18 protein-coding genes are annotated in these 18,284 nt (G+C 72.0%); 10 read left to right on the top strand and 8 right to left on the bottom strand.

The window, feature by feature from the left end; genetic code table 11:
* Positions 1-192 precede the first annotated feature (192 nt).
* From MUY22_RS37575 to MUY22_RS37605, 7 genes are read left to right on the top strand one after another with little or no spacing between them, the layout of a single operon-like run.
* The gene (locus tag MUY22_RS37575) at positions 193-1,530 is read left to right on the top strand and encodes an MFS transporter (protein WP_247051929.1); all 1,338 of its coding nucleotides are present in this window, start codon (positions 193-195) and stop codon (positions 1,528-1,530) included.
* 7 nt (positions 1,531-1,537) lie between these two features.
* Positions 1,538-2,206, top strand: a complete 669-nt coding sequence (locus MUY22_RS37580) for a response regulator transcription factor (RefSeq protein ID WP_247051930.1) — start codon at positions 1,538-1,540, stop codon at positions 2,204-2,206.
* Positions 2,207-2,209: 3 nt separating this feature from the next.
* Positions 2,210-3,598, top strand: a complete 1,389-nt coding sequence (locus MUY22_RS37585; protein ID WP_247051931.1) for a HAMP domain-containing sensor histidine kinase — start codon at positions 2,210-2,212, stop codon at positions 3,596-3,598.
* The gene (locus MUY22_RS37590) at positions 3,595-4,539 is read left to right on the top strand and encodes a TAXI family TRAP transporter solute-binding subunit (protein WP_247051932.1); all 945 of its coding nucleotides are present in this window, start codon (positions 3,595-3,597) and stop codon (positions 4,537-4,539) included. The genes MUY22_RS37585 and MUY22_RS37590 overlap by 4 nt, the downstream gene beginning before the upstream one ends.
* A gap of 22 nt (positions 4,540-4,561) precedes the next feature.
* Complete coding sequence (locus tag MUY22_RS37595; protein ID WP_247051933.1) at positions 4,562-4,987, top strand: thioesterase family protein; 426 nt, start codon at positions 4,562-4,564, stop codon at positions 4,985-4,987.
* Positions 4,988-4,991: 4 nt separating this feature from the next.
* The gene (locus MUY22_RS37600) at positions 4,992-5,459 is read left to right on the top strand and encodes a tRNA (cytidine(34)-2'-O)-methyltransferase (protein WP_247051934.1); all 468 of its coding nucleotides are present in this window, start codon (positions 4,992-4,994) and stop codon (positions 5,457-5,459) included.
* A gap of 23 nt (positions 5,460-5,482) precedes the next feature.
* A complete protein-coding gene (locus MUY22_RS37605) occupies positions 5,483-5,998 on the top strand; it encodes a hypothetical protein (protein ID WP_247051935.1) in 516 nt (171 codons plus the stop codon).
* Positions 5,999-6,002: 4 nt separating this feature from the next.
* Here MUY22_RS37605 and MUY22_RS37610 read toward each other — a convergent pair whose 3' ends face one another.
* The 5 genes from MUY22_RS37610 to MUY22_RS37630 all read right to left on the bottom strand — a co-directional run bounded on the left by MUY22_RS37610 (position 6,003) and on the right by MUY22_RS37630 (position 9,902).
* The gene (locus tag MUY22_RS37610; protein WP_247051936.1) at positions 6,003-6,983 is read right to left on the bottom strand and encodes a VWA domain-containing protein; all 981 of its coding nucleotides are present in this window, start codon (positions 6,981-6,983) and stop codon (positions 6,003-6,005) included.
* Positions 6,980-7,924, bottom strand: a complete 945-nt coding sequence (locus MUY22_RS37615) for a DUF58 domain-containing protein (protein WP_247051937.1) — start codon at positions 7,922-7,924, stop codon at positions 6,980-6,982. The genes MUY22_RS37610 and MUY22_RS37615 overlap by 4 nt, the downstream gene beginning before the upstream one ends.
* A 7-nt stretch (positions 7,925-7,931) precedes the next feature.
* Positions 7,932-9,005: a MoxR family ATPase gene (locus tag MUY22_RS37620; RefSeq protein WP_247051938.1), complete on the bottom strand. Its 1,074-nt coding sequence runs from the start codon at positions 9,003-9,005 to the stop codon at positions 7,932-7,934.
* A 162-nt stretch (positions 9,006-9,167) separates the two neighbouring features.
* A complete protein-coding gene (locus tag MUY22_RS37625; RefSeq protein ID WP_247051939.1) occupies positions 9,168-9,722 on the bottom strand; it encodes a molybdenum cofactor guanylyltransferase in 555 nt (184 codons plus the stop codon).
* Between the two features lie 9 nt (positions 9,723-9,731).
* Positions 9,732-9,902, bottom strand: coding sequence for a hypothetical protein (locus MUY22_RS37630; protein ID WP_247051940.1), 171 nt, complete (start codon positions 9,900-9,902; stop codon positions 9,732-9,734).
* A 2-nt stretch (positions 9,903-9,904) separates the two neighbouring features.
* Between MUY22_RS37630 and MUY22_RS37635 the strand changes: the two genes are divergently transcribed.
* Positions 9,905-10,300: a DUF1801 domain-containing protein gene (locus MUY22_RS37635; protein WP_247051941.1), complete on the top strand. Its 396-nt coding sequence runs from the start codon at positions 9,905-9,907 to the stop codon at positions 10,298-10,300.
* Position 10,301: 1 nt separating this feature from the next.
* Here the strand turns inward: MUY22_RS37635 and MUY22_RS37640 are convergent, their stop codons facing one another.
* Positions 10,302-11,621 (bottom strand): NlpC/P60 family protein, encoded by a 1,320-nt coding sequence (locus tag MUY22_RS37640; protein ID WP_247064309.1) that lies wholly within the window; start codon positions 11,619-11,621, stop codon positions 10,302-10,304.
* A 351-nt stretch (positions 11,622-11,972) separates the two neighbouring features.
* Here MUY22_RS37640 and MUY22_RS37645 point away from each other — a divergent pair, with 351 nt between their 5' ends.
* Positions 11,973-14,804, top strand: coding sequence for an aconitate hydratase (locus MUY22_RS37645; RefSeq protein WP_247051942.1), 2,832 nt, complete (start codon positions 11,973-11,975; stop codon positions 14,802-14,804).
* 69 nt (positions 14,805-14,873) lie between these two features.
* The gene (locus tag MUY22_RS37650) at positions 14,874-15,650 is read left to right on the top strand and encodes an alpha/beta fold hydrolase (protein WP_247051943.1); all 777 of its coding nucleotides are present in this window, start codon (positions 14,874-14,876) and stop codon (positions 15,648-15,650) included.
* On the opposite strand, the gene MUY22_RS37655 is transcribed toward MUY22_RS37650, so the two are convergent.
* Together MUY22_RS37655 and MUY22_RS37660 are read right to left on the bottom strand one after the other, a co-directional pair.
* On the bottom strand, positions 15,647-16,354 hold the full coding sequence (locus MUY22_RS37655; protein ID WP_247051944.1) for an MgtC/SapB family protein: 708 nt from the start codon (positions 16,352-16,354) through the stop codon (positions 15,647-15,649). The two genes, MUY22_RS37650 and MUY22_RS37655, sit on opposite strands and share 4 nt — an antisense overlap.
* A 217-nt stretch (positions 16,355-16,571) precedes the next feature.
* A complete protein-coding gene (locus MUY22_RS37660; protein ID WP_247064311.1) occupies positions 16,572-18,167 on the bottom strand; it encodes an alpha/beta hydrolase in 1,596 nt (531 codons plus the stop codon).
* Positions 18,168-18,284: the final 117 nt, after the last annotated feature.

An 18,284-nucleotide genomic window follows, 5' to 3' on the forward strand; every position in this document is an offset into this window, starting at 1 on the left:
CACCGCCGTTCGACCGGGCTCGGCGCGATGCCGCGACGCTGCGGACCAACCCCGTGAGCCTGATCGCTGACCCAGCTCGACTCGACGGTCGCGATGCACGGATGTGTCCTAAGCGGGTGTAAGGAACCCTCTCTCGGCCTTGCTGGTCGTCTCGCGGTTGGTCACCGTGAGTCGCAACACAGGAGGTCGACGATGACTACCCGGATCAACGGCACCGGCGCCGCGGGCGTGAGCGAGAAGCGCGTGATCGGCAACGTGCTGCGCGGCTCGATCGGCAATCTGGTCGAGTGGTACGACTGGTACGCCTACGCGGCGTTCACCACCTACTTCGCCAAGTCCTTCTTCTCCACCAGCGACACGACGGCGGCGTTCCTCGGGACCGCCGCGGTGTTCGCCGTCGGGTTCCTCATGCGGCCGCTCGGCGGCTGGATGCTCGGGCGGTTCGCCGACCGGTTCGGCCGGCGCCGGGCGCTGGTGCTGTCGGTGACGCTCATGGCGGGCGGGTCGCTGCTGATCGCCGTCACCCCCGGGTACCAGACGATCGGGATCGCCGCGCCGATCCTGCTGCTCGTCGCGCGGCTGATCCAGGGCCTCTCGGTCGGCGGTGAGTACTCCACCTCGGCGACGTACCTGTCCGAAGTGGCCACTCCCGGCAAGCGCGGCTTCTACTCCAGCTTCCAGTACGTGACGCTCTACGGCGGCCAGCTGCTGGCTCTCGGGCTCCAGCTCATCCTCCAGGCGCTGCTCACCGAACAGCAGCTGACGGCGTGGGGCTGGCGGATCGCGTTCGGCGTCGGCACCGTCGCCGCGCTGAGCGTGATGTGGCTGCGTCGCGGCATGGACGAGTCCGAGAGCTTCACCAAGGAAGCCGGCCAGGCCTCCGGGGAACGCGGCACCCTGCGCGCGCTCGCCAAGTACCCCAAGGAGATCGCGCTCGTCGTCGGCCTCACCCTGGGCGGCACCGTGGCCTTCTACACCTTCGCCACCTACAGCCAGAAGTTCCTCGAGAACACCGCCCACATCCCGCGGCGCACGGTCACGATCATCCTGTTCTCGGCGATCCTGCTGGCCGCGATCCTGCAGCCCATCGCGGGCAAGCTCTCCGACCGGATCGGCCGCCGGCCGCTGCTGCTGTTCTTCGGCATCGCGGGCACGCTGCTGACCGTCCCGATCATGACGATCATGGGCTCGACGCGGAACCCGGTCGGCGCGTTCTTCCTCGTGCTGGCGGGGCTGGTGGTCGTCGCCGGGTACACCTCGATCAACGCGATCGTGAAGGCCGAGCTGTTCCCGACGAAGATCCGGGCCATCGGCGTCGGCCTGCCGTACGCCCTGACCGTCGCGATCTTCGGCGGCACCGCCGAGCTGATCGCGCAGGCGCTGAAGAGCGCCGGGCACGAGTCGGTGTTCTTCTTCTACGTCGCGGGCTGCGTCCTGGTTTCCCTCGTCGTCTACGGCACAATGCGGGAGACTTCGAAGAGCTCGGAGCTGGAGGAACGACCCGATCCGGTGGCCGCGGGCGAACGCTGAGAAAGGGATGGCCGTGCGCGTGCTCCTCGTCGAAGACGACGCCGGGGTCGCCGGCGCGCTCGCCGAGTCGCTGCACGCGCGCGGTCATCCGGTCACCAGCGTCGGCCGCGGCGCCGACGCCCTGCACCGCCACCGCGACGCCGACCTCGTCCTGCTCGACCTGGGCCTGCCCGACATCGACGGCCTCGACGTGCTGCGCAAGATCCGCGCGGTCTCCCCGGTGCCGGTCATCGTCCTGACGGCCCGCGGTGACGAACGCTCGGTGGTGCGCGGCCTGCGCCTCGGCGCGGACGACTACCTGACCAAACCCGTGCGGCTCGCGGAACTGCTGGCCCGGATGGACGCCGTCGTGCGGCGCGCGGTCGCCCGCGACGCCCCGGCCGGCGACGTCGTGCACGTCGAGGACGTCGAGATCGACCTGGCCGCCCGCCGGGTGCGGGTGGCCGGCGCCGACGTCGCGCTGACCACCAAGGAGTTCGAGATCCTGGCGGTCCTCGCCACCCGCCTCGGCACCGCGGTCAGCCGCCAGCAGCTGATGGACGAGGTCTGGGGCGACGCCTACCTCGCGGTGTCGCGCTCGCTCGACGTCCACCTCACGGGCCTGCGCGCGAAGCTCGACCGGCCGGGCCTGCTCACCACGATCCGCGGCTTCGGCTACCGGCTCGGCCGGGACTGAGCCGTGCGCACCCGTCTGCTGGTGGTCCTGGTCGCCCTGGCGCTGGCGGTGGTGGCCGCGTTCGCCGTGCCGCTGCTGCTCTCCACGGCCGAGCAGCGCACCCAGGAGCTGGTCATCTCCCGCACCGCCGACGTCGACCGGTTCGTCGTGCTGGCCCAGCAGGCGGTCGACACCCGCGATCCGGCCGCGCTGGCCGCCGACGCGACGCGCTACGCCGATCTCTACGGCGAAGGCGTGGTCATCGTCGACGCGCGGCGCGTGCCGCTGGTGCAGGCGGGTGGGCTGACCGCGACCGACCCCGCCGTCCACGCGCTGGTCGAGGCGACCATGCGCAACGAGCCCGGCCCGCGCGTCGACCGGCTCGGGCCGCTGTCGACCGAACCGGCGTACTTCGCGCGGCCGGTCGGTACGGGGACCCGGGTGGCCGGCGTCGTCGTGCTGCGGGCGTCGGTGACGGCGGCCGCCGCGGACGTCGCCGCCCGCTGGGGCACCATCGCCGCCGGCGCGCTCCTGGTCGCCGTCGTGTTCGTGCTGCTCGCCGTGCTCCTGGCCCGGTGGATGGTGCGGCCGCTGCACGAGCTGGAGACCGGCGTGCTGGCCGTCGCCGCCGGGCACCGCGCGCACGTCCCGGAACGCGCCGGGCCGCGCGAGCTGCGGTCGCTGGCCGGTGAGGTCAACCGGATGTCCGAGGCCGTGCTGGAGGCCGCCGACCAGCAGCACCGGCTGGTCGCCGACGCCTCGCACCAGCTGCGGAACCCGATGGCCGCGCTGCGCCTGCGCGTCGATTCCCTGGCGGGCCAAGCGGAAGGCGCCACCTACCGGGCGACCGTGGCCGAGGTCGAACGCCTCGAGAAGCTGCTGGACGGCCTGCTCGCGCTCGCCCTCGCCGAAAGCACCGCGACCCGGGTGGCGGCCGGGGCCGCCGACGAGCCGTGCGACCTCGCGTCCGTGCTCGCCGAGCGCGTCGACGCCTGGCGCCCGGCCGCCGACGACGCCGGAGCGGCGCTCGTCCCGCCGCCGGGGCACGACGAGCCGGTGACCGTCCGCTGCCCGGAGGGTGAGCTCGCGCAGATCCTGGACGTGTTGCTGGACAACGCCGTTCACTACGCCGGGCGCGGCGCGAAGATCACCACGGACTGGGAAGCCGGCGCCGAAACGGCGACACTCGTCGTGCGCGACGACGGCCCCGGACTGTCCACTGAGGACCGGGCCCGGGCGACGGAACGGTTCTGGCGCGCCGGCGGCGAAGGCGCCCCGCGCGGGACCGGGCTCGGCCTCGCCATCGCGCACCAGCAGGTGCGCACCCGCGGCGGCGTCCTCGAACTGCGCCAGGCCGAACCGCACGGCCTCGAAGTGCGCGTCACGCTGCCGCTCGCGCCGGAGGGGCCATGACGATCACCCGGCGCACCGCCCTGCTCGCCGGCCTCGGCCTCGCCCTGGCCGGGTGCTCGTCGTCCGGTTACGCCGGTCCCGAGCGGGCCCTCACCATCGCCGCCGGCGAGCGCGGCGGCTTCTACCTCGCCTTCGCCGAGCTGCTGGCGGCGGAACTGAGCCGCGCCGAACCGCGGCTGCACGCCACCGCCGTGCCGACCGAGGCGAGCGTCGCCAACGTCGACCTCGTGCGCGGCGGCCGGGCCGATCTCGGGCTGGTGCTGGCCGACGTCGCGCAGACGGCGATCGGCGGCGGCGCGCCGTTCACCGCGAAGGTGCCGCTGCTCGCGCTCGGCCGCGTGTACGAGAACTACCTGCAGCTCGTGGTGCGCGCGGACGGGCCCGCGCACCGGCTCGCCGACCTGGCCGGCCGCCCGGTGTCGCTGGGCGCGGGCGGCTCCGGCGCGGCGCAGCTGGGCGAGCGGCTGTTCGCCCGGGCCGGAGTCGTCGTCGACGCCCGGCACCTGCTGTTCGACGACGCCGTCCACGCGCTGGCCGACCGGCGGATCGACGCGATGCTGTGGTCCGGTGGCGTGCCGACCCCGAAGCTCGCGGACCTCACCCGCACGACGCCGATCGCGCTGCTCCCGCTCGACGCTCTGGTCCCCCCACTGCGCACGACCTACGGCCCCGTGTACGACCAGGTCCAGGTCCCCGAAGGCGCCTACCGCGGCGTCGGCGCACTGGGCACGATCGGCGTCGCGAACCTGCTGGTCTGCTCCCCCGCCCTTCCCGACGACGTCGCCGCGGCGGTGGTCCGGCTCCTGGTCGAACGGGCGACGGACCTGGTGCCCGCGGAAGCCGTCGGCACGCAGTTCCTGGACGTCCGGACGCTGATCGGCACCCAGCCGGTGCCGCTGCAGCCCGGCGCGGCCACGGCGTACCGCGTGCTGCACGGCTGAACCCGCTCGCTAGATTGGCGCGGTGACCGAACCCCGCCGGCCGATCGTCGCAATGCCGCTGCGCGTGCGCTACCACGAATGCGACGGCCAAGGCATCGTGTTCAACGCCCACTACATGGCCTATGTGGACATGTGCGCGTTCGAGGCGGAGAAGGCCCTCTTCGGCTCCCACGACGAGTTCCTCGCGCACCGCACGGACGTCGTGGTCGCGGAGGCGAACCTGAAGTTCCGCGCGCCGGCGCGCTACGACGAGGAACTGGTCGTGTCGCAGTTCATCGTCCGCCTGGGGACGACGTCGATGGTCCACGACTTCGAGATCCGCCGCGGCGGCGCGCTGATCAGCGAGGCGACCCTGCGGTACGTGTTCGTCGACCCGGCGACGATCCGCCCGGCCGCGCCGCCGGACGCCGTCCGCAAGCAGTACGCCGCGTTCCTGGCCGAGGGCTGAGCCGGTGTTCCGCGTTCTGTTCTACCACCCCGAAATCCCGCCCAACACGGGCAACGCGATCCGCCTCGCGGCCAACACCGGCTGCGAGCTGCACCTGGTCGAGCCGCTCGGGTTCACCCTGGAGGACAAGCAGCTGCGCCGCGCCGGGCTCGACTACCACGACCTCGCGCGGGTCCGGGTGCACGCGGACCTCGGCGCGGCGTGGCGGGCACTGTTGCCGGCGAACGTCTACGCGTTCAGCGCGTCGGCCACCCGGCTGCACACCGACGTCGCCTACACCCCCGGCGACGTCCTGCTGTTCGGGCCGGAGTCGGTCGGGCTGCCCGCCGACGTCCAGCAGGCGCCCGAGGTGACCGACCGGGTGCGGCTGCCGATGCTGCCGACCAGCCGCTCGCTCAACCTCGCCAACACCGCGGCGATCGCGATCTACGAGGCCTGGCGGCAGAACGGGTTCGCCGTTCCGGAGGCCTGACCGGCGTCCGGTAGGTTCGCCCGGTGCGACAGCAATTCCTGGGGGCGCTCATCGGCGCCGCGTTCGGTGCCGTGTTCGTCCTGGTCAACTCCGGCGACCCGCTGCCGGCCGTGGCCGGCTGGATCCTGCGCGGCCTCGCCGTCGTCGCGCTGGCCGCCGTGGTGGTCGTCGGGTTCCGCGCGGGCGAGCGCCCGACGCTGGCGGACCGGCCGATGTTCGGGCCGAGCTACCGGGTGATCGTCATCGGCGAAGTGGTGCTGCTGATCGCCGGGTTCTTCGTGCTGAGCCTGCTCGACGCGCCGGTGCAGGCCAACGTCGCGTGGATCGCCACGATCGTCGGGCTGCACTTCGTGGCGCTGGCCTCGGCGTGGAAGACGCGCTCGATCCTCGTCGTCGGCGCGGTCCTGACGGTGCTCGGCGTCGTGGGCCTGGTCCTGCTCGGGACGGCGGCGCTGCCGTGGGTCCCGTTCGTCAGCGGCACGCTCTCCGGCGTCACCCTCCTCGGCGGCAGTCTGTACGGCGTCCGCCGAGAAGGGTGAGCGGCTACGGGAGCCGCTGGCCGTAGAACAGGCTCGCCGCGGCGCCCAGCATCAGGATCAGCGTCCCGACGACCAGCCACGGCTTGCTCGCGTCGGCGTCCTTGATCTCGTAGCCGATCTGCTCGCCGAGGTCGCCGTAGACCTTCTTCAGCTCTTCCGCGCTGGCCGCCTTGTAGAACTCGCCGCCGGACAGCCGCGCGATCTCGCGCAGCGACTCGTCGTCGACGCTCACCGGCTGGGCCTTGCCCTCGATGTCGACCGAGCCGTGCGTGGTGCCGAAGGAGATCGACGAGATCGGCACGCCGGCCTGCTTCGCCGCCTGCGCCGCGGTGTAGCCGCCGCGGGCCGCGTACAGGTCCTCCGGGACGGTCTGCTTGCCGTCGGACATCAGCACTATGCGCGCCGGCGGCGGGCCGTCGGCCCCGCCCACGACGCTGGAGAAGCTCTCCACCGACTGCAGGGCCGCGAAGATGCCTTCACCGGTGGCCGTGGACTGCGCCAGCTTCAGGTTGTCGATCGCCTTGATGACGCCGTTGCGGTCCGTGGTCGGGTTGACCAGCACCGTCGCGGTGCCCGCGAAGGAGATCAGCCCCAGGTTGATCCCGGGGGTCATGTTCTGCGCGAACTGCGTCGCCGCGTCCTGGGCCGCCTTCAGCCGCGTCGGCGCGACGTCGGTGGCCTCCATCGACAGCGACACGTCGATCACCAGCATCACGGTCGCCCGGTTGCGCGGCACCTTCTGCTCGGCGGTCGGCCCGGCCAGCGCCACGGTCAGCAGCAGCAGCGACAGCACGATCAGCACCGCCGGCACGTGCCGGACCCAGCCCTGGCTCTTCGGCGCGACCTTCTCCAGCAGCTCCAGGTTCGCGAACCGCATGGTCCGCTTCCGGCGCGCCCGCTGGGCCAGGACGTACCCGACGGCGACCGCGGCCACGGCGATCAGCAGCAGGAACCACCACGGCGCGGTGAACCCCGTCAAGCTCACGCGACACCCCCGGACCAGCGCCGCTTGCGGGCGACGACGAACCGGACCATGTCGGCGATCCAGTCGGCGTCGGTGCGCAGCGTCAGGTGCGCCGCACCCGCGCGCCGCAGGCCGGCCGCCACCGTCTGCCGGTGGGCGTGGGCCGCGGCCCCGAACTCCTTGCGCAGCAAGGCCGAAGCGTGCACTTCGCGCTGTTTCCCTGTCTCCGGGTCGGCCAGCACGACGGTGCCCACCTCGGGCAGGTCGATGTCGCGCGGGTCGAGGACTTCGATCGCGATCAGTTCGTGGCGCCCGCCGAGCGCCCGCAGCGGCCGCTCCCAGGTGGGCTCGCCCAGGAAGTCGGAGATCACCACGGCCAGGCCCCGGCGGCGCGGCGGCCGGCGCAACGCCTCCAGGGCGTCGGCGAAGTCACCCCGGGTGCCTTCGGGCGCGCGCGGCGTCGCGGCGATCTTGCGGACCAGCCCGCGGGCGTGCGCGAGGCCGCCGCGGGCGGGGACGCGGGTGGTCTCGGCGCCGGTGGACAGCAGGGCGCCGATCCGGTTGCCGCCGCCCCCGGTCAGGTGCGCGACCGCCGCGACCGCGCAGACCACCAGGTCCCGCTTCTCGCACAGCGCCGTGCCGAAGTCGAGGCTCGCCGACAGGTCGGCGACCACCCAGGTCTCCAGCTCGCGGTCGGCCACCGTCTCGCGGATGTGCGGGGTGGTGGTGCGGGCGGTGACGGCCCAGTCCATCCGGCGCACGTCGTCGCCGGGCTGGTACGGCCGCGCCTCGCCGGGCTCGGACCCCGGCCCCGGCACCAGGCCGAGGTGGTTGCCCTGCAGCAGGCCGTCGAGCCGGCGGCGGACGTCGAGCTCCAGCGTGCGGAGCCCGGCCTCCAGCCGGTCGCCGCGCAGGACCGGCGGGGCCCACGAAGGGCGCTCGCCCTTCTCGTTCTTCGCCATCGCCGGGTTACCTGACCGGCGCGCCCGCCGGGACCGGGCCGCCTTGGCCGGCCCCGCCCTGCGGCCGGGCCGAGACCTGCGGCAACGGCACGGTCTGCAGCACGCGGGTGATGATGTGGTCGATGGGGACGCCGTCGGCGAGGGCGTCGTAGGACAGCACGAGCCGGTGGCGCAGCACGTCCGGCACGACGTCGACGACGTCTTGGGGCAGCACGTAGTCGCGGCCGCGGACCAGGGCCAGCGCCCGCGAGGCGGCGATGATGCCGAGGCTGGCGCGCGGCGAGGCGCCGTAGGACACCCAGCCGGCGACGTCGGCGAGGCCGTGGTCGTTCGGCGTGCGGGTGGTCAGCACGAGCCGCACGACGTAGTCGACCAGCGCGTGGTGCACGAAGACCTGCGCGGCGACGCCCTGGAGGCGGACGAGCTCGCCGGGGCTGAGCACCTCGTGCGGGGTGGGCGGCGTGACGCCCATCCGGTAGATGATCTCGCGCTCCTCCTCGGCGGAGGGGTACTCGACGAGGATCTTGAACAGGAACCGGTCACGCTGCGCTTCCGGCAGCGGGTACACGCCCTCGTTCTCGATCGGGTTCTGCGTGGCGAGCACGAGGAACGGGTCCGGCATCGGGAACGTCTGCCCGCCGATGGACACGTGCCGCTCGGCCATCACCTCGAGCATCGCCGACTGCACCTTCGCCGGCGCACGGTTGATCTCGTCGGCGAGCACGAAGTTGGCCACGACCGGGCCGAGCTCGACGTCGAACCGCTCGGCGCCCTGGCGGTAGATCCGGGTGCCGAGGATGTCGGCCGGCACCAGGTCCGGGGTGAACTGCACGCGCGAAAACGAGCCCCCGACGACCCGCGCGAACGTCTCGACGGCCAGCGTCTTCGCGACACCGGGCACGCCTTCGAGCAGCAGGTGGCCCTTGGCCAGCAAGCCGACCAGCATCCGCTCGACCAGGCGGTCCTGGCCGACGATGATCCGCTTGACCTCGAACACGGTCCGCTCCAGCAACTGGGCGTCCCGCGCCGGCGTGGCGGGCTGCTGCCCGTTCCCGCCCTCGGCGTAGCCGGGCTCGGTCACTCTGCCTCCTTGTTGAGTCCGTGCGCCGCCCCCGCGACGTTGATCACGCGGTGCGACCGTACTGCGTCCCCCGGTCGTCCGTCCGTCCGGCACGCGGACGCACGGGCAGGCCCGTGAAGGTAGCCAACACGGTGCCCGGTGTGACATCTGTGAAGCACCGGCTCAGGACAACCGGTCCAGGTCCTCGGGGGTGTCGATGTCGTCGGCCTCCCCCGGCTCGGCCGGGACGTCCACGATGTCCAGCGCGCCGAGCGTCCGGCGCAGGGCCGCGTTCTCCGGGTGCTCGGGCAGCGCGGCCCGCAGCGCCGGCACCCGCCAGACGCCGAGCAGCCACTGGCGGGCACCCGCCGCGTCGACCAGGACCGCACCATCGGCACCGCCGGCGCCGCCGACCGCGGCCACCAGGCGGTCCACTGTGGACCGGCGGACGCCGGGCAGGTCGGCGGCGAGCACGGCGACCGCTTCGACGTCCTCGGGCACGAAGAGGAGCCCGGCGGCGACCGCGGCCACCGGCCCGGTGCCCGGCACGGGCTCGCGGGTCCACACGACGTCGAAACCGGGCCGTCGCGGGCCGACCGCGATCACCCGTTCGGCGCCCTCGAGGGCGTGGATGGCGCGGGTCAGCAACGACTTTCCGCCCACGTTCAGGGCCGGCTTGTCCACACCGGACAGTCTGCGGGCCGACCCGCCGGCCACCACGATCCCCGCGTACCGCACCCCGGGACCCTAGCGGCCCGGCACGAGGTAGGAGAAGCCCAGCACACCGCGGTAGTCCCCGACGTACTGCCGCAGCCGTTCGCCGAGCGGCCGGCGCCGGGAATCCGTCGCCGTAGAGCAGCCGTTCGGACGGGCGAGACCACCGGTCGAGCCGCCGAGCGGGTTTCGGTGATACTCCACGGATGACCTACACCGTCGAACCGCGCGTCGACGCCTACATCGACGCCCTGCCCGAGTGGCAGCAGGCGATCTGCCGGGAGGTCCGCGAGCTCGTCCACGCGGCCGATCCCGAGGTGACCGAGACGATCAAGCGCACCCGGCAGCCGTACTTCGTGCTGGACGGCAACATCTGTGCGCTGCTCGCGGCGAAGGACCACGTCAACGTCTTCGTCTACGACGGCGGCATCGTGCCCGACCCGGACGGCATCATCACCGCCGGGCACGGCAACAAGACCGCGCGGACGGTCGCGTTCCGCCGCGGCGAGCCGATCAACGCGCCCGCCCTCACCGCGATGTTCCGGCAGATCATCGCGAACAACCGGGCCGGCGGCTGGCGCAAGCTGAAGCGCGACGCCTGACTCAGCCGACCAGGCGCGTCGCGTACGGCATGATCCCGCCGTAGCGCACCGGGGCGATCCGGACGCGGAGCCCGGACTGCGGGGCCTCGACCATCTGGCCGCCGCCGAGGTAGAGCGCGACGTGGTGGATGCCGCCCGCGCCGCCGTAGAACAGCATGTCGCCGCGGCGCATCTGCGACAGCGGGACCCGGCGGCCGGACGTGTACTGGTAGCCGCTGTAGTGCGACAGCGACCGGACCCCGGCGAAGGCGTAGATCATCAGGCCGGAGCAGTCGAAGCCGATCTTGTTGTAGTCGCCGTAGCGGTCGGCGACGCCGCCGTCGCGGATGCCGCGGGTCGGACCGCTCGCGTTGCCGCCGCCCCAGGCGTAGGGCATGCCGAGCTTGGACAGCGCCCGGGCGATCACGGCCTCGATCGACGCGCCGGCCGGGGCCGACGGGCGGGACCCGGCGGACGGACGGCCACCGCCGCCACCGCCGGACGACGCGAGCGCGGCCTGCCGGGCGCGCTCGTCGTCCTCGCGCTGCTTCTGCGCGAGCCAGTCCTGGTAGCGCTGGCGCTGCCCCTGCAGGCCGTTGACCTTGGCCTGCGCGGTGTAGAGCTGCTGCTCGACGCTCGACTTGTTGGCTTCGAGGGCCGAGTTCTGCGTCTGCTGGTTGTCCTGCGCGCTGACGGCGGCGTTCTGCGCGGCGTCGGCGCCGTTCTTCGCCTGGCGCGCGGCGTCCTGCTTCTGCTGGGCGATCTCGGCGGCCTTGCGGGCCGCGGAGTCCTTGTTCGACTTCTCGGTCTGCGCCTGCTGGAGCCGGTCGAGGGCGTTGAGCCGGTCGCCTCCGACGGCGTCGAGCAGCTGCGCGCGGGCCAGCATGTCCTTCGGGCTGTCGGCGCTCAGGTACGCCGAGAGCGAGCCGACCGTGCTGCCCTGCTGGAAGCTGGCGGCGGCGAACGACTTGAGCTCGTCGCGCGCCTTCTCGATCGCCCCGGCCGCCGCGTCCGCCTCGGTCCGGGCGGCCTTCGCGTCGTTCTCGGCCTGCGCCGCCGCGTCCTGGGCGGTCTGCAGGTCGACCAGGGCCTTGTTGGCTTCTTCCTGCTTCAGCTCGACGTCGTCCTGCAGCTGCGACAGCTTCTGCTCGGCCTGGGCCAGCTGGTTGGTCAGCCGGCCGACCTCGCCAGCCTTGGCGTTCGCCTGGGCCTTGCTGGAGTTGAGGTCCGAGTCGCTGGGGTTGGGCGGCGGCGGGGGCGCCGCGAGGCCCGTGCCGCCCGCGCCGAACAAGATCACCAGAGCCAGGGTGCTCACGGTCAGTCCACGGCGCCCGCTCGGCACACACCAGCCCCTGCGCCGTTCCGGCACGACCGCCACCTCCGCTCACCTGCGCACATCGCGCGTCACTGCAGTCACACCACTATCACAAGCCTCAGCGGAAACTTACACACCGTAGGCACCAATTCCCCTTATCGAGGGACCCCTCGTGCGGATGGCGCAGCCCACACCGCGTGTCGTCTTGAACCCCAAACAGGACACGCGTACTGTTTGAGGCACCGCGAGGTGTGCCATCCCGGAGCCGGTCCTACGGTGGGGGTGCGCAAGACTCGCGTCCGCCTCGTGCGGACTGCACGACACCCGAACTGACCGAACCTGACCCGGGACTCGACCGCCGCACCGGCGCGGAAGTCCATGCCACTGGAGTTAGACGTGACCGCACCTGCCAGCAAGGACAGCTTCGGCGCCAAAGACACGCTGAAGGTCGGCGACGCCTCGTACGAGGTGTTCCGCCTGAACAAGGTCGAGGGCGCCGAGCGCCTGCCGTACAGCCTGAAGATCCTGCTCGAGAACCTGCTGCGCACCGAGGACGGCGCGAACATCACCGCCGACCACATCCGCGCGCTGGGCTCGTGGGACCCGAACGCCGACCCCTCCATCGAGATCCAGTTCACGCCCGCCCGCGTGATCATGCAGGACTTCACCGGCGTCCCCTGCGTCGTCGACCTCGCCACCATGCGCGAAGCGGTCACGGACCTCGGCGGCGACCCCGACAAGGTGAACCCGCTCGCCCCGGCCGAGCTGGTCATCGACCACTCGGTGATCATCGACGTCTTCGGCACCCCCGACGCCTTCGAGCGCAACGTCGAGATCGAGTACGAGCGCAACCGCGAGCGCTACCAGTTCCTGCGCTGGGGCCAGGGCGCCTTCGACGAGTTCAAGGTCGTCCCGCCGGGCACCGGCATCGTGCACCAGGTCAACATCGAGCACCTCGCCCGCACCGTGATGTCCCGCAACGGGCAGGCCTACCCCGACTCCTGCGTCGGCACCGACTCGCACACCACCATGGTCAACGGCCTGGGCGTGCTGGGCTGGGGCGTCGGCGGCATCGAGGCCGAGGCCGCCATGCTGGGCCAGCCGGTCTCGATGCTGATCCCGCGCGTCGTCGGCTTCAAGCTGACCGGCGAGATCCCCACCGGCGTCACCGCGACCGACGTCGTGCTGACCATCACCGAGATGCTGCGCCGCCACGGCGTGGTCTCCAAGTTCGTCGAGTTCTACGGCGACGGCGTGAGCGCGGTGCCGCTGGCCAACCGCGCCACCATCGGCAACATGAGCCCGGAGTTCGGCTCCACCGCGGCGATCTTCCCGATCGACGAGGAGACCGTCCGCTACCTCAAGCTGACCGGCCGCTCGGCCGAGCAGGTCGCCCTCGTCGAGGCGTACGCCAAGGAGCAGGGCCTCTGGCACGACGCGTCGCACGAGCCGCAGTTCTCCGAGTACATCGAGCTGGACCTCTCGACGGTCGTCCCGTCGATCGCCGGCCCGAAGCGCCCGCAGGACCGCATCGAGCTGACCGACGCGAAGTCGTCGTTCCGCAAGTCGGTGCACGACTACGTCGACGGTGAGGACACCACCCCGCACACCAAGGTCGACGAAGCCTCGGAAGAGTCCTTCCCGGCCAGCGACGCGCCGTCGCTGTCGTTCGCCGAGGACGACGCCGCGCCGGTGATCGTCTCCGCCGCGAACGGCGCCTCGGGCCGCCCGACCAAGCCGGTCAAGGTCTCCACGTCCGACCGCGGCGAGTTCGTGCTCGACCACGGCGCCGTCGTGATCGCCTCGATCACGTCGTGCACCAACACCTCGAACCCGTCGGTCATGCTCGGTGCCGCGCTGCTCGCGCGCAACGCCGTGGACAAGGGCCTCGCGGTGAAGCCGTGGGTCAAGACGTCGATGGCGCCGGGCTCGCAGGTCGTCACCGACTACTACAACAAGGCCGGGCTCTGGCCGTACCTGGAGAAGCTGGGCTACCACCTGGTCGGCTACGGCTGCACCACGTGCATCGGCAACTCCGGCCCGCTCTCGGACGAGATCTCCGCGGCGATCCAGGAGAACGACCTCACCGCGGTCTCGGTGCTCTCGGGCAACCGGAACTTCGAAGGCCGGATCAACCCCGACGTCAAGATGAACTACCTGGCGTCGCCGCCGCTGGTCATCGCCTACGCGCTGGCCGGGACGATGGACTTCGACTTCGCGAACCAGCCGCTGGGCCAGGCCACCGACGGCACCGACGTGTTCCTCAAGGACATCTGGCCGACGCCGCAGGAGATCCAGGAGACCATCGACTCCTCGATCACGCAGGAGATGTTCACCAAGGACTACGCCGACGTCTTCGACGGCGGCGACCGCTGGAAGGCGCTGCCCACCCCCGAAGGCAAGACCTTCGAGTGGGACGCCGAGTCCACCTACGTCCGGAAGCCCCCGTACTTCGAGGGCATGCAGGCCGAGCCGGCGCCGGTCACCGACATCTCCGGCGCGCGCGTGCTGGCGAAGCTGGGCGACTCGGTCACGACCGACCACATCTCCCCCGCCGGCGCGATCAAGCCGGGCACCCCGGCCGCGCAGTACCTGACCGAGCACGGCGTGGAGAAGAAGGACTTCAACTCCTACGGCTCGCGGCGCGGCAACCACGAGGTGATGATCCGCGGCACCTTCGCGAACATCCGGCTGCGCAACCAGCTGCTGGACGACGTCCAGGGTGGCTACACGCGCGACTTCACCCAGGACGACGCCCCGCAGGCGTTCATCTACGACGCGGCGCAGAACTACGCGGCGCAGGGCACGCCGCTGGTCGTGCTGGGCGGCAAGGAGTACGGCTCGGGCTCGTCGCGCGACTGGGCGGCCAAGGGCACCTCGCTGCTGGGCGTGCGCGCGGTGATCACCGAGTCGTTCGAGCGCATCCACCGGTCGAACCTGATCGGCATGGGCGTCATCCCGCTGCAGTTCCCGCAGGGCGAGTCGGCGGCGTCGCTGAAGCTGGACGGCACCGAGACGTTCGACATCTCGGGCATCACGGCGCTGAACGAGGGTTCGACGCCGCGCACCGTGCACGTCACGGCGACCCGCACCGACGGCACGAAGGTGGAGTTCGAGGCGGACGTCCGCATCGACACCCCGGGTGAGGCGGACTACTACCGCAACGGCGGCATCCTGCAGTACGTGCTGCGGAAGATGACGAACGCGTAAGGGTTCCTGCTTGAAGAAAGGCCTCCTCGCCGGTCCCGGCGGGGAGGCCTTTTCGGTACCGTGGCGGGCATGGGGGAACACAGTGACCTGGCGTACGACGAACGCGGCCACGGGCAGCCGGTGGTCTTCCTGCACGCGGGCGGGATGACCCGCGCGATGTGGGAGGAGCAGTTCACCCGTCTCGCGCGCGGCCACCGCGTGATCCGCTACGACGCCCGCGGCGCCGGTGGCTCACCGAATCCGTCGGGTGCGTTCTCACATCACGAAGACCTGAAGAACCTCCTCGACGCGCTCGACGTGGACCGGCCGGTGCTCGTCGGCTGCTCCTTCGGCAGCCGCGTGTTCCTCGACTTCGCGCTGGCGTATCCCGATCGACCGGCCGGGCTGGTGCTGACCTCGCCGGGGATCAGCGGGATGGAGTTCCACGACCCGTACGTCCTCGGCCTGCTGGCCCAAGCGGCCGAAGCCGCCCGCTCCGGCGACGGCGCGGCCGTGGTGGAGTGCGTCCTGCGGCTGTGGGTCGACGGCCCGCACCGCACGCCCGCGGAGGTCGCGCCGGCCGTTCGCGCCCTGTGCCGGGACATGCTGGTGGGGAACTTCGCCGCGGGCCACGGCGCCCCGGCGCTCGGTGCCGAGCTGGGCGCGATCGGCCGGGTCGCGGAGATCGGCACCCGCATGCTCGTCGTGACCGGCGACCTGGACGCCACGGACATCTTCGCGGTGGCCGACCTGCTGGAGCGCGAAGCCCCGCACGCGCGCCGGGTCCGGGTACCCGGCGCCGCGCACATGGTGAACCTCGAGCAGCCCCGCCGGTTCGGCGAGCTGCTCGAGGAGTTCCTCGCCTAAGCCGGCACGGCTTCCCAGCGCACACTGGACACCGCGGGCTCCAGCGACAGCCGGGACACCGCGGACTCCATCTGCGCGTCGTCACGCTGGTCGGCGGCCAGCTCGGCACGCACCTCGACCGTACGGTCCTCCGGACGGTCCGTGCTCAGCACCGACAAGAGGCGGAAGTCCGTGCGCGCCAACGCTTGTACGAGCAACGCGCGGACGTGGGCCTCGGAGTCGTCACGGGTCACGGCCTGGAACTCGTAGCGGGCCGGGGTTTCGTCACCCGAGTCCGGGCGGCGGTCGACGACGCGGCCGAGCGGGCGCAGCACCACGTTCACCCCGACCACGACCGCCGTCCCGGCCAGGGCCACCGCGTACAACCCCGATCCCGCAAGGGATCCCACGGCGGCCGAGCACCACAGCGTCGCGGCGGTGTTGAGGCCGCGGACGTTGAGGCCGTCGCGCATGATCACGCCGGCACCGAGGAACCCGATGCCGGAGACGATCTGCGCGGCCACCCGCGTCGGGTCGGCGTCACCGCTGCCGGACAGGCCGCCGAAGCCGTGGGCGGACAGCAGGACGAACAAGGTCGCGCCGACCGCGACGAGGGCGTTGGTGCGCAGCCCGGCCATCCGGGCGCGGAACTGGCGCTCGACCCCGATGACGGCGCCGAGGCCGACGCCGGTGCCCACGCGCAGCAGCATTTCGAAGGTGGTCATGATCCGGCTCTTTTCCGGCGTGCGCGCACTGCCGGACAGGAGGCGGCCGGACGTCCTCAGCCCAGCCGGAAACCTCCGGTGAGCGCGCGCCCGGCCGTCCGATGACTGTCCGCTGGCATGTGCCGCTCACCTCGCTTCCCGTACTGGTCGATGATCGATCTCGCTCAGGGTAGCCGGTCCCGCGGCCCGGGTGCGGGCCGCGGGACCGGGCTCACACTCAGAAGGGCTGGACGTTCGGCTGGAACACCTGGCCGTTCGCCGGCACCTTGAGGTCGGTCAGGTACGCCGCGACGGCCTGGTCGACGCCGAGGGCGTCCCCGAGGATGCAGTGGCCGAACGCGTCGACCGACAGCAGCCGGGAGTTGCCCAGCTCGGCCGCCATCTGCTGGCCGAACTTGTACCGCGTCGCGGGGTCGTAGTAGTTGCTGACCACGACGACCGGGACGTCGGTCTTCGCCTGCCACGGACCGCGGTAGACGTCCGGCTTCTTCGCCGGCCACACCGGGCAGCCCGCCGTGTCGGCGAAGGCCTGGTAGCGGCCGAAGGTGCGCGACTCGCGCTCCCACTTGGCGGCGATGTCCGGCACCTGGTCCTGCTTGATCTTGAACGGCTTGTCGGAGCAGTTGACGGCGAAGTACGAGTCGTCGCTGGTGTACGGGCTGTCCGGGTTCTGGTCCGCCAGGCCCTGCTTGCCCTTCACGATCAGCTTGAGCTGCCGGGCCTGCAGGGTCTGGGCCTGCGCGCCCGCCGGGTGGATCGTGTCGTAGAGCGCCTGAAGGTCCTCCGCCAGGCCGGGGAACGCCGACGGCGAGTACAGGATGCTCGACACCGAACCGGTGAACGCGTTGATGTCGACCGAGCCGCCACCGGGGACGGTGATCGGCTGCTTGCGCAGGTACTCGCGCAGCTCGTCGAACTTCGCCCGCGGCGTGCCGTCGCTGAACGCGCACTGCGTGCCGACCTGGTCGCAGCGCTTGAGGAAGCCGTCGAGCGCGATCTCGAAGCCCTGTGCCCGCTCGCGGTCGTACTCGACGCCGTCCTTGGTGCGCAGCTGCGGGTCGACGTTGCCGTCGATGACGATCGCGCGGGACTGCTTCGGGAACATCGCCGCGTAGGTCGAGCCGATGAGCGTGCCGTAGGAGAAGCCGACGTAGGTCAGCTTCCGGTCACCGACCGCCGCGCGCAGCGTGTCGACGTCCCGCACGACGTCCTTCGTGGACATGTGGTTCAGCAGCGAACCGGCGTTGTTCCTGCAGAACTGGCCGTAGTCGCGGTAGCTGGCGAGCGTGCCGGAGATCTCGGCGCGGCTCAGCGGCACCGCAATCTGGGCGCCGAAGACCTCGTCCGCGTCCTCCTGCGTGGTGAAGCAGCGCAGCGGGTTGCTCTGCCCGACCCCGCGCGGGTCGAAGCCGATCAGGTCGAAGCGGTCGACCACCTGCGGCTGGAAGTAGTACTGGCCGCTGATCGGCATCCGCAGGCCCGAGCCACCGGGACCACCGGGGTTGAGGAACAGCGAGCCGATCCGCGCGTCCGGGGTGCGGGCGGCGCGCTTGAGCAGGGCGATGTCGATCGTGCCCAGCGACGCGTTGTCGTGGTCGATCGGCACGCGGTAGCGCGCGCAGCTGTAGAACTTCACCTGGTCCGCGGGCACGCCGGCGAGGGTCGCGGCCGAGCAGGTCCCCCAGGCGACCGGCGCCGTGGCGCCGACGACCGCCGGCTTGACGGCCGCTTCCGGCGCGGCGGCGGCGGTGCCCGCCGTGCCGGCCAGTCCCATTCCGGCCACCAGTGCCCCCACCAGCGCGAACGAGCGCACCCGGCCCCTTGTGGATCTCCGCAAGACGTCTCCTCCCTAGGTCACGCACTCGCCGCGCGGTCGAGACGTCACGGCGCGTTACCCGGGAGAGACTGGCACAAACCGGTGAAAGCCGTC

Origin of the sequence: Amycolatopsis sp. WQ 127309, assembly GCF_023023025.1 — a bacterium.
Taxonomy (GTDB): Bacteria; Actinomycetota; Actinomycetes; order Mycobacteriales; family Pseudonocardiaceae; genus Amycolatopsis.